The organism is Arsenicibacter rosenii (assembly GCF_001870735.1).
Classification (GTDB): domain Bacteria; phylum Bacteroidota; class Bacteroidia; order Cytophagales; family Spirosomataceae; genus Arsenicibacter; species Arsenicibacter rosenii.
In genome coordinates this window covers 1-2,847 of sequence record NZ_MORL01000086.1, presented here as the reverse complement: position 1 = coordinate 2,847, position 2,847 = coordinate 1, and the positions used below count along the sequence as shown (strand labels likewise).

At 41.5% G+C, this 2,847-nt stretch carries 2 protein-coding genes; one reads left to right on the top strand and one right to left on the bottom strand.

Going from position 1 to position 2,847, the window contains the following annotated elements; genetic code table 11:
• Positions 1 to 1,347 (bottom strand): replication initiation protein (locus BLX24_RS29840; RefSeq protein WP_143092894.1); only part of this gene is annotated, 1,347 nt, incomplete at its 3' end.
• Between the two features lie 1,051 nt (positions 1,348 to 2,398).
• On the opposite strand from BLX24_RS29840, the gene BLX24_RS34240 reads away from it, so the two are divergent.
• Positions 2,399 to 2,494, top strand: coding sequence for a CVP-CTERM putative protein-anchoring domain-containing protein (locus BLX24_RS34240; RefSeq protein WP_510185437.1), 96 nt, complete (start codon positions 2,399 to 2,401; stop codon positions 2,492 to 2,494).
• The last annotated feature ends 353 nt before the right edge of the window (positions 2,495 to 2,847 follow it).

Genomic DNA, 2,847 nt, shown 5'->3' with positions numbered 1-2,847 from the left:
GTCCGCCCTGATCCATAAATCGCCTTCCCGCTTAATGTTTGCGCCCTTCTTTTCCTGACAGAAACTGATAAAAATCTGATCCTCATCTTCGCCCTGCTCTTTCGACAAAGCTTTCCCCAGCGTAACCTGAAACATTTCCTTGATCACAGATCCGTCGGCCTGATAATACAAGGATTTTAATTGCGGATTTGCCTGTATCTGCTGATTGACGTATGCGAAATACTGATGCTTTACAACCGAATCAGCCTGCTGCCCGATTTGCGTATAGTAATATTCCAGATAATCCGCGAATTCCTCTGCTCTCCATTTGCTGATTTCCCGGTTATCGGCCTGCTTTCGTTTCAGGGCAGCTTTCTGCTGTTCCTTACGGAGCATTTCCGCATGAAGGCCTTTACCAAGATTTGATTTAAGACCAGCCTTTACATACGCAAAAATGCTCTTGATCAATACACCTTTCCGCCGCTCATTAATGGCATAAAGCAAGGTATCCAGTATCCGGTTTTGTGAGGTATTCAATTCATTGACAAAATCACCAATATCGTCAGGGGTCAGATTGGGCTCTATTTGCTGAAACAGGCGAACCATTTCCGGGGTAACGGTCGGAACAATAATCAGGGTAGGAATATCCAGTGGGGTAGCCGGAATCAGGTCAATTGCCTCTTCACCTGTATTTTTCTGGCTGTAAATAATAAAACTGACACCGATAACCGATTTACCCGATTTGACAGGTGCATAGTCAAAGCTGATATCTGTTAGTTTTTTGAGTTCCTTCCGGGCAGGATCCAGAACATAGAGTTTAAAATCAGCAAAACGCGCATATTTATCGGCCAGGTTCAGCTTTTCCTTTAGTTCGTCAAATGAATACTCTACCTTTTTTTGAAATTCATTAGACTTCAGAAGTTCGTATAACCGTACGGTATTGATCGACCGCAGGGTCAGAATGTAGCGTATATCGTATTGGGTAAACGCTTCTTTAAGATTTAGTAAATAAGGCTTCAGGCGCGGATCAAACGACAACTCCATGTAGCTTTGCCCGACAACGTATTTCGCATAGCTGATATAGCCAATCAGTTCAAATGATCCTTTGGGGTCAAGACGTTTAAACGTTTTCTGAATTAAGCTTTCTGCGACTTCCTTAAGTATTGTATATCCACCCTTACCTTTCAAACCCAGACTTTTCATGAACGATGTCACTTCAATACGATAGGTATTAAAATCAACATCATCAGGTTCGATTTGTGCAACCATGGTTAAAAAGACTCTGGCCTCATGAATGTTCAGCGTATGCCTGAGATTCAGAAAATTATTTGACTGAACAACCAAATGCGGATTACCTTTCTTCTTCATGTCACTTAAACCAGACAACTTTGTTTTTACGAGAAATACGGGGTGTTGCTGTGACGATAATTACCCCTGATTTTTACACCTATAGTTAACTAACTGATAAACAACAATTTACTATGGGGGATAAGTATCGCAAGCAGATGTCTATTTTGGAGTTACTCAAATACCCTGTATGTCTCGTAAAATACCCTGTATATCTCGTAAAACCACAACTATTTTCGTAAACGGCTCCTTTTTAGTTAATTAATACAATTATTTGTTAACAAAGTTTAATTTTTATCAAAAATCAAAGGCGCCTAAGCCTAATCAGATGAATCACACTTACCCCGTATTTCTCGTAAAAAGGCGATATATATACCCGAACTACCCCGTATTTCTCGTAAAATCCGGTAATTAACCCTACATTTCTCGTACAAACGGCGGATTAACATGGCTTTTTGGGCCAAATTGCGGGTATTTGCCTCTCTTGTGCCAGGACGACTTATCCTATTTATGGGGATCACCCCGTATTTCTCGTAAAATGAAATCCATACCCTGCATTTCTCGTTATAACTACCATACCCATGCGGATGCCATAACTATCAAATAATTGGTAATCAATGAGTTATTTGGTAAAAAACGGGCAATTCCGGCATCACCCCGGATTCCTCGTAATGTACCCCGGATTCCTCGTAATATACCCCGGATTCCTCGTAATATGCCCCGCCTTTCTCATAATATACCCCGGATTCCTCGTAAAATGCCCCGGATTCCTCGTAAAATGCCCCGCCTTTCTCGTAAAATGACCTCGTAAGCTACTGAATAACAGATAGTTACAGAGCCTTAAACTATATTAAACAAAAGAAAACACACACAACTGTTTAAACAAAAAATTGTGTGTGAATTTTTAATTGATCTTTTTTTTAAACTTTCCTTAAACTCCCCCAATTCCGGGCGCCCCCCTCTTAATGGTTTTCACAGGAGATACACCGTCAGAACGATTCTCCGGTGAAAACATATGACTGGAGCTACTGCCGGCTTTTTCCATACATATCTCTGANATGTAAAGGTAGATGTGGTCTCGAACTGCAATTGTCCCGCCAATCTCTGTGTTCCGGTATTGATACGGAACACANTCAAACGGAATGAAGCCGTTCATTGTGTGCGTTAAAAGCTGACAGCATCATAGCCACAAAAAGACGGAAAATGGTATTGACATTAAACTTCGTTTCTCATTGTCACGGTAGAGTTACGATCAGTTTGCCAGACGTAATACCAACGTTTATATAGCCGGATAAGCCTTTTCGTATGTTTTCCGGATAATTCCGTTATACAGGAGCATTGCCTGCGCCCCAGGTGCAATACAGTAAATGGTAGACGTTTAGTCTTCCAACGGGACAAGTCGGAAAGCTCTATCTGATTCAGATAGGGCTTTTTTGTTGGCACTGGTTCGGATACAGAAACACTCCGGCAGCATATGCGGCCAGAACCAGGCATAAAGCGGTTTCAAAAAGAAAGCCAATA